Source organism: Neisseria sp. 19428wB4_WF04 (genome assembly GCF_015235335.1).
GTDB classification, from domain to species: domain Bacteria; phylum Pseudomonadota; class Gammaproteobacteria; order Burkholderiales; family Neisseriaceae; genus Neisseria; species Neisseria musculi.
Genome location: NZ_JADGLG010000076.1, coordinates 1 through 7,289 on the forward strand (window position 1 = coordinate 1; position 7,289 = coordinate 7,289).

6 protein-coding genes and 1 pseudogene are annotated in these 7,289 nt (G+C 56.2%); all 7 read left to right on the top strand.

Annotated elements, in window-relative coordinates; all coding sequences use genetic code 11:
• Positions 1-99: 99 nt before the first annotated feature.
• The 7 genes and pseudogenes from IR141_RS11575 (at position 100) to IR141_RS11600 (ending at position 6,651) form a co-directional block, all read left to right on the top strand.
• A complete protein-coding gene (locus IR141_RS11575) occupies positions 100-636 on the top strand; it encodes a citrate lyase subunit alpha (protein WP_228068254.1) in 537 nt (178 codons plus the stop codon).
• Positions 637-639: 3 nt separating this feature from the next.
• On the top strand, positions 640-2,040 hold the full coding sequence (citX, locus tag IR141_RS11580; protein WP_135037434.1) for a citrate lyase holo-[acyl-carrier protein] synthase: 1,401 nt from the start codon (positions 640-642) through the stop codon (positions 2,038-2,040).
• Positions 2,027-2,395 (top strand): annotated as a pseudogene (locus IR141_RS13900) (anion permease); the annotation flags it as partial. The gene citX and the pseudogene IR141_RS13900, both read left to right, overlap by 14 nt.
• A gap of 13 nt (positions 2,396-2,408) precedes the next feature.
• On the top strand, positions 2,409-3,506 hold the full coding sequence (locus IR141_RS11585; RefSeq protein ID WP_255518828.1) for a DASS family sodium-coupled anion symporter: 1,098 nt from the start codon (positions 2,409-2,411) through the stop codon (positions 3,504-3,506).
• Between the two features lie 346 nt (positions 3,507-3,852).
• On the top strand, positions 3,853-5,787 hold the full coding sequence (locus IR141_RS11590; RefSeq protein ID WP_135037437.1) for an ATP-binding cassette domain-containing protein: 1,935 nt from the start codon (positions 3,853-3,855) through the stop codon (positions 5,785-5,787).
• Positions 5,788-5,852: 65 nt separating this feature from the next.
• Complete coding sequence (locus tag IR141_RS11595) at positions 5,853-6,017, top strand: hypothetical protein (protein WP_167743197.1); 165 nt, start codon at positions 5,853-5,855, stop codon at positions 6,015-6,017.
• A 100-nt stretch (positions 6,018-6,117) separates the two neighbouring features.
• Positions 6,118-6,651 (top strand): hypothetical protein, encoded by a 534-nt coding sequence (locus IR141_RS11600; RefSeq protein ID WP_135037440.1) that lies wholly within the window; start codon positions 6,118-6,120, stop codon positions 6,649-6,651.
• Positions 6,652-7,289 lie beyond the last annotated feature (638 nt).

Here is a 7,289-nt window from a genome sequence, read left to right on the forward strand (position 1 = left end):
CATGCATAACATCCAGGTTGGGCTCCGCTGTGTGATAAAGCGGAGCAGTTTATAACAAACGGAGAGTGGCTCAATTTTGGAGCACAACTCCCCGTTTCCCTGGCTCAGTTTTGCACGATATTTAACATCAGTGCCAACCAATACGCCAATTTAGGCTCCAAAGGCGCATCGGTGGAAAGGCTGGACGTGGTGGTGTTGAGTGCGCTCGAAATCGACACAGAGTTTAATGTAAGCGTAATCACCGGTTCAGATGGCATCATCCGCGGTGCCTCGGGCGGCCATTGTGATACTGCATCGGGTGCGCGTTTGGCCATGATTGTGGCACCGTTGGTACGTGGCCGTATTCCTACCGTGGTGAAAGATGTGCTGACCACGGTAACGCCCGGCGAACACATCGACATTCTGGTTACCGACCACGGCATCGCCGTCAACCCCAAACGCCCCAAACTGGCGGCGCGGCTGCACGAGGCCGGCATCGAAACCGTGCCGATCGAAGCGCTCTACCAACGCGCGGTGATGCTGACGGGCGAACCCGACGCCATCCGCTTCACCGAGCGGCCGGTGGCGATGATCCGCTACCGCGACGGCAGCGTGATCGACACCGTTTATCAAATCGCCGCCACCACGGAAGGTTAAACCATGTATTCCGCCCCTGGTTTCCCACCGCTCATCGGCAGCGAAGTCCCGCTGGAAAGTGTGCTGGCCGCGCGTGATTTGCGCTATGCCGCGCAGCAGGCGCTGCTGGCGGGCAGGGCGGCCTCTTTGGTGAGTTTCAGCGTATTGGCGCCGGGCGGGGTGAAACGCAGCCTGTTTCTAGACGAAATCTTTCAGACAGGCTATGCCTGTCTGAAACAGATACTGGCCGAAAGGCATATCACTATTAGCGCCGAACAGCATCTGGATTTGAAAGGCGGCAATAGTCTGCTGTTGGCGGTCGATTGCGCTGCCGATGTCTTGAAACCCCTGATGATGGAGCTGGAACACCAGCACCCGCTGGGCCGTTTGTGGGATATCGACATCATCGGCGGCGACGGTCAACCGCTGTCCCGCAGCCGTTTCGGCCTGCCGCCGCGCGCCTGCCTGTGCTGCGGCGAACCCGCCAAAGCGTGCGCCCGCAGTCGCCGCCACAGTTTGGACGAGCTTCAGACGGTCATGCGCGACCATTACCGCCGCTATCGCGAAATCGTGGTGCTGGGCGGCAGCATGAGCGCCGCCTTGTGTGCCGAAGCCGAGCTGACCCCCAAACCCGGGCTGGTTGATGCTGACAATCAGGGGCCGCACCCCGACATGACCTTGCCCATGTTCCGCGCCAGCGCGCACGCCTTGGCACCGTTTCTCACCCGCTGCGCCCTCACCGGCAGCAGTTTCGCGCAACGACCGCCCGACGAAGCCGTGCTGGCCGCCGTGCGCCCCGTCGGTTTGCAGGCCGAACAGGCCATGCTGAACGCCACCGGCGGAGCCAATACCCACAAAGGCGCGCTGTTTGCCTTCGGCATTCTGGCGGCGGTGTTGGGGCGGCGGATAGCGCGCGGCGAACGGCCCGGCTGGACGGTGCTTTCCGGCGATATCCAAGCCGTTTGCGCCGGCTTACGGCAAGAGCAAGGGCAGGGCGACATCGCCGGCGCACGCTTCTACCGCGAATACGGCCTGGGCGGTGCGCGCGGCGAAGCACTCTCCGGCTTCGCCACCGTAACCGATATCGCGCTGCCCGCCTACCGGCAAGCCTTTGCCGCCACTGGGAACCGCAGCCACGCCCTGCGTTATGCGCTGCTCAAGCTGCTGGCGCACAACCGTGACACCAACGTGGTGAAACGCGGTGGCATCGAAGCGCTCGGCCTACTGCAGCGGCAGGCTCAGGCCGTATTGGCTAACGGGCAGCTTTTCAGACGGCCGCAACCGTTATATCTCGCTTTGAAACAGTTTGACCAATGGTGTACGCAGCGCAATTTAAGCACCGGAGGCAGTGCCGATCTGCTAGCGCTCACCATTTGGATAACACAATATTCCAACACACAGGAGTTTGATCATGACTCAATCTGACGGCTCTCAAGCCGCGTCCTCTTTCTGGAGCAGGCATTGGAAGCAGATTGCTTTCTTCGCCATTCCGGTACTGATTTTTTTCAGCACGCCCCCCGAAGGCCTGTCGCAGGTCGGCTGGCGCTTGTTCGGCTGGTATATCGCCGCCATTTTCGGGCTGGTGGTCAAGCCTTGGGCGATGCCGGTGGTGCTGCTGGCAGCTGTTACCGGCGCAGGTATTGCCATGGGGCTCACCCCCAACGAGCAGGATTTAGAAATGAAACATGTGCTTGCAGGCTATTCTTCCACCACCACCTGGCTGGTGTTCACCGCTTTTGCACTGAGCACGGCGTTTGTGTCCACCGGCTTGGGCAAACGCATTGCTTATCTGAATGATACGCAGCTTCGGCGGCACCACGCTGCGGCTGGGTTATATCAACACTGTGCTGGACTTGCTGATTTCGCCGGGAATGCCCTCGGTAACCGCGCGCGGTGGTGGCATCATGACCCCGATTATGAACAGTGTATCCAAAGCCATCGGCTCCGACCCCGGAACAAGCCCCAGAAAAGGCGGTCTGTTTTTGATGTTGAACACCTATTTCACCGTGAAAAACACCGGCATGATTTTTCTCACCGCCATGGTGCCTAACGCGCTGGCTCTAAGCCTGCTTATCCCGATATTGGGCGTGGAAGTGAGCTGGATGCAGTGGTTTGTCGCTGCTGCACTCCCCGGCCTGCTGGTTACTTTTTTAACCCCGCTAGTGCTGTATTTTCTTTACAGACCCGAAGTAACCAAAGTGGACCGTGAAGAAATTGCCGTGAAAGGCCTGGCAGAAATGGGGCCGATGAAACGCAGCGAAAAAATGCTGCTGGTGATTTTTGCGCTTGCTCTCTTGGGCTGGATAACAGGCGATTTTACTGGCATCAGTGCCGCTGCTGTAGCACTGGCCGCCATGGTGGGCTGCATCGTTGTGAGCGTTACCAGTTGGGACAATATCCTGCAAAACAAAGGCGGCTGGAACACCCTGATTTGGTATGGCGGCATTATCGGCCTATCTTCCGCGCTGGCCAAAGCCGACTTTTTCAAGTGGCTGGCAGCATATTTTTCCGAAATCATCGGCGGCGGGCAGATGCAGGGCGGCTATATTATGCTGGCCGTGATTCTCACCGTGAGCGTGGCCATTCGCTACCTGTTTGCTTCAGGCGGAGCCTATATCGCCGCCATGGTGCCCGTGTTTGCCACCGTGGGTGCGGTAACCAACGTCGATCCGCTGCTGCTGACTTTCGGCCTGCTGTTTTCCAACTCCTACGGCGGCATGCTTACCCACTACGGCTCCGGTCCCGCCCCGATTATCTACGGCACCGGCTATGCTACCACCAAACAATGGTGGACGGCAGGCGCAGTTATCGCTTTCGGTTCGCTGATTGTGCATCTCACCCTCGGCGTAGCATGGTGGAAAATGCTAAACAATATGGGTTTGATCGGATAAGTCTGCTTGGTTTGTTGTCCGTTTATCTGCAGTCGGTACACTTTGCAATAATGCTAGCATTGTCCGCTTTACTGCGCTGCTTATGCGATAGTGAATCCACTTTATCTCGGATATAAGGCAGCAAGCCTCAGACAGCTTGGATATGGGGCTGATTCTGCTGCTGGAGGGACTTGTAACATTGTTTTTGAGCTAGATGCAGCAGTGCCGTAGGCGCAATGAGCCGCTTGCCTGGCTGCCCGGGGTTCTCTGCCTTGCAGCTGGATTTTAGCGTAGCAGGTTGGCTATATTGATAGGTCTTTCGCTGTTTCCGCTACAATACTGCTTTTTCCCCACGCTGCCCCATCTCATGATTGAACTGAAAAACCTCACCCTGCGACGCGGCCCGAAAATGCTGCTCGATAAAGCCAATCTCACCGTCAATCCCGGCTGGCACATCGGCTTGATCGGCAAAAACGGCATCGGCAAATCCAGTCTGTTTGCCCTGATCAAAGGCGAAATCACGCAGGATGGCGGCGATGTACTGGTGCCCAAACACTGGAAAACGGCAGCGGTGGCTCAGGAAACGCCCGCGCTGGATATTTCCGCGCTCGATTATGTGTTGCAGGGCGATGCCGAATTGCAGGCTTTTCAGACGGCCTTGAGGCAAGCCGAAGCGCAAAATAACGGTATGGGTATTGCCGAATACCACGCCAGGCTGGAAGAAATCGATGCCTACACTGCGCCCGCCCGCGCTGCCAAACTGTTAAGCGGCTTGGGGTTTTCGCAGGAAGAGCACGGCAAAAGCGTCAAAGCCTTTTCCGGCGGCTGGCGGATGCGTCTGAATCTTGCTCAGGCTTTGATGTGCCGCGTCGACCTGCTGCTGCTCGATGAGCCGACCAACCACCTCGATTTGGAAACCGTGCTGTGGCTTGAAAACCACTTGGCAAGCCTGCCCTGCACGCAGATCATCATTTCCCACGACCGCGATTTTCTCAACGCCGCCACCGACCACACCGTTGAATTGTCCGGCCAAAAGCTCACGCTCTACGGTGGCAACTATGATTTCTACCAAAACGAGCGTGCCCAACGTTTGGCGCAGCAGCAGGCTGCCTACGCCAAACAGCAGGCACGCATCCAACACCTGCAATCGTTTATCGACCGCTTCAAAGCCAAAGCCACCAAAGCCGTGCAGGCGCAAAGCCGCATGAAAGCCCTGGCAAAGCTAGAGCGCATCGCCCCCGCGCACCTCGACAGCGAATTCAGTTTCGAGTTCAAAAATCCCAACTATATGCCCAATCCCTTGTTAAAACTCGAACAAGCCGACTTGGGCTACGGTGGCACCACCGTTTTGCACGGCATCGGCCTTTCTATCGAAAGCGGCGCACGCTACGGCCTGTTGGGCATCAACGGCAGTGGCAAATCCACCTTCATCAAAGCCTTGACGGGCGAACTGGCTTTGCAGGGTGGCCAGATGGTGAAGTCCGACAAACTCAATATCGGCTATTTTGCCCAACACCAGCTCGACACCCTGCGCGAAGACCAAAGCCCGCTTTGGCATATCCAGCAGCTTTCGCCCGAAGTGCGCGAGCAGGAAATCCGCAATTTTCTCGGCAGCTTCAACTTTACCGGCGATACCGCCCTGCAAAAAACCGCGCCCTTTTCAGGCGGCGAAAAAGCGCGGCTGGCGCTGGCGATGATTGTGTGGCAGCAGCCCAACCTGTTGCTGCTTGACGAGCCGACCAACCATCTCGATTTGGATATGCGCCATGCCCTCACGCTGGCTTTGCAGGGTTTTCAGGGTGCGCTGGTTATCGTGTCGCACGACCGCAGCCTGCTGGAAGCCGCTGCCGACAGTTTCTTATTAATCGATAAAGGCCGTCTGAAAGCTTTTGACGGCGATTTAAACGATTACCGCCTGTGGCGGCTGGCTCAGGAAAATGCCGCCGTGCCCGCCGTGCCCGCCGCTTCCGCGCAGGCGCAGAGCCGCAAAGACACCAAACGGCAGCAAGCGCAGATGCGGCAGGAAAAAGCCCGCCGCATGAAGCCGCTATGGCAGAAAATCGAGCGCGCTGAAAAAGAAATGGCTGCCTTAAACGATATTCAGACGGCTTGTGAAGCATTTTTGGCACAGGAAAGTGCTTATTCAGATGAAAATAAAGTAAAACTTCAGCAATCACTCGCTAATTTGGCTGAAGTTAAGGTAAAATTAGGTAAACTTGAAGAGAGTTGGTTGGGCTGGCAAGAAACGCTCGAGCAAATCGGGCGTGAAATCGAAGCACAGTTTGCCGATGGTGCCGGATAGCTGCCCATCTTTTTGGTCTACCGGGTTTGCTTTTTCATAATTTTATTAAAACATGGGGATTCACAATGTCTTATTCATCATTCAAACAGGCCATTTTACTGCTGGCCGCCAGCGAAATTTTGTTGGATGCGCAAACCAAAGCGCAGATCCGCACCGAAAACATGCCTGCTTCTTCTGCCGGCTTGCCTGCGGCGGCTCCGGCAGGGGCGACTGTTGCCGCAACGCATTGAAAAGCAAAGCCTGCCGCCGCCCAGGCAGGGTCTATGCGCCAAGATAACTCCGGCGTGCTTTTGCGCGCTTGCCGGCCTTTCTTTGCACGTGAAACAGAATATGAAAAAAATCATTGGGATAGTTGCATTAATCGGGTTGAACACCATAGGCATTCAAACGGCCGCAGCGAAAATCTACACCTGCGTGATTAACGGCGAAATAACCTACACCTCGCGCCACACGGGCAATTGCGAGGCTGCCAACCTGCCGCCCATCGGGCGTTACAGCAGCAGCCGCTATGATGCCCCCCAAGTCTATACACCAGGCGCAGCGAAGCCCGAAGTGAAAAAACAGCAGGCTGCGGTTAAACGCGAGCCCGTTTCCGGGCAAGCCGCAGCGGTGCCGGCTAAATACACGCCTGCCGCAGTTGCGCCCGCCCCCAAACTCTCAGGCAGCAACAGCCGCCGCAGCATACTCGAACAAGAGTTGGCCAACGAGCGCAAAGCACTCTCCGAAGCGCAACAGTCGCTCACTTCCGCCCGCACCGCCAAAGGCGGCACCATTGACCAGCAGCAGATTACCCAACTACAGGGCCATGTGCTCGACCGCCAGCAGAATATCCAGGCATTACAGCGCGAATTAGGGCGTATGTAGGGTTTGGATTGGCACAATATATTTCAGACGGCTCAAAAAAGGCCGTCTGAAATATTTTCAACCTCTGCAAAACCGGCTAAGAGCCTGAGTATTGATTGCGCCATCCCAGACAGGGCTCGTCAGTCAATCCGCTTTATTTCCGTTACGGCGTTACCACGCTTCAGCCCGAAGAAAAAGCTTTTGCAAGCCGCCCGAGCAGCCATAGTTCTCTATTGCCTGTATTGTTTCCAGCCTGCTGTCGGTAGCGGAAAATAAAGTCAATTCACGCTCACCATATTGCCCGCCGGCTGAAAATAAACACAAGACGGGAAACTTGATACACAAACAGCATAAGGCGGAACAACGGCATCATGATTTTCAAACGGCCTTAACCAGTTTTACAGACTGGCGGTTTAAAAGATACTGCAGTGTTCGATAAAGCAATCTCCGGTGCCAACCGCTTCGATTTCGGCAACACTCATGCAGAAAAACCGATTTGGTTATATTCGGCAACCACAGCCGCAGCGGCGATACCAAACTTGCCGCCAAAAGCGTAACCCTGATCGGCAGCCACCGTTTTGAAAATCTCGAAATCGACAGTGAAGATTTGGCGGTGATCGGCGATATCGATTCAAACGGCAAACTTATCCTTAATGCCG

What these genes read in the sequence shown, in the direction of transcription:
- citX (WP_135037434.1), top strand. Translation starts at nt 640, where the DNA reads ATGTATTCCGCCCCTGGTTTCCCACCGCTCATCGGCAGCGAAGTCCCG.
- IR141_RS11585 (WP_255518828.1), top strand. Translation starts at nt 2,409, where the DNA reads ATGATACGCAGCTTCGGCGGCACCACGCTGCGGCTGGGTTATATCAAC.
- IR141_RS11590 (WP_135037437.1), top strand. Translation starts at nt 3,853, where the DNA reads ATGATTGAACTGAAAAACCTCACCCTGCGACGCGGCCCGAAAATGCTG.
- IR141_RS11595 (WP_167743197.1), top strand. Translation starts at nt 5,853, where the DNA reads ATGTCTTATTCATCATTCAAACAGGCCATTTTACTGCTGGCCGCCAGC.
- IR141_RS11600 (WP_135037440.1), top strand. Translation starts at nt 6,118, where the DNA reads ATGAAAAAAATCATTGGGATAGTTGCATTAATCGGGTTGAACACCATA.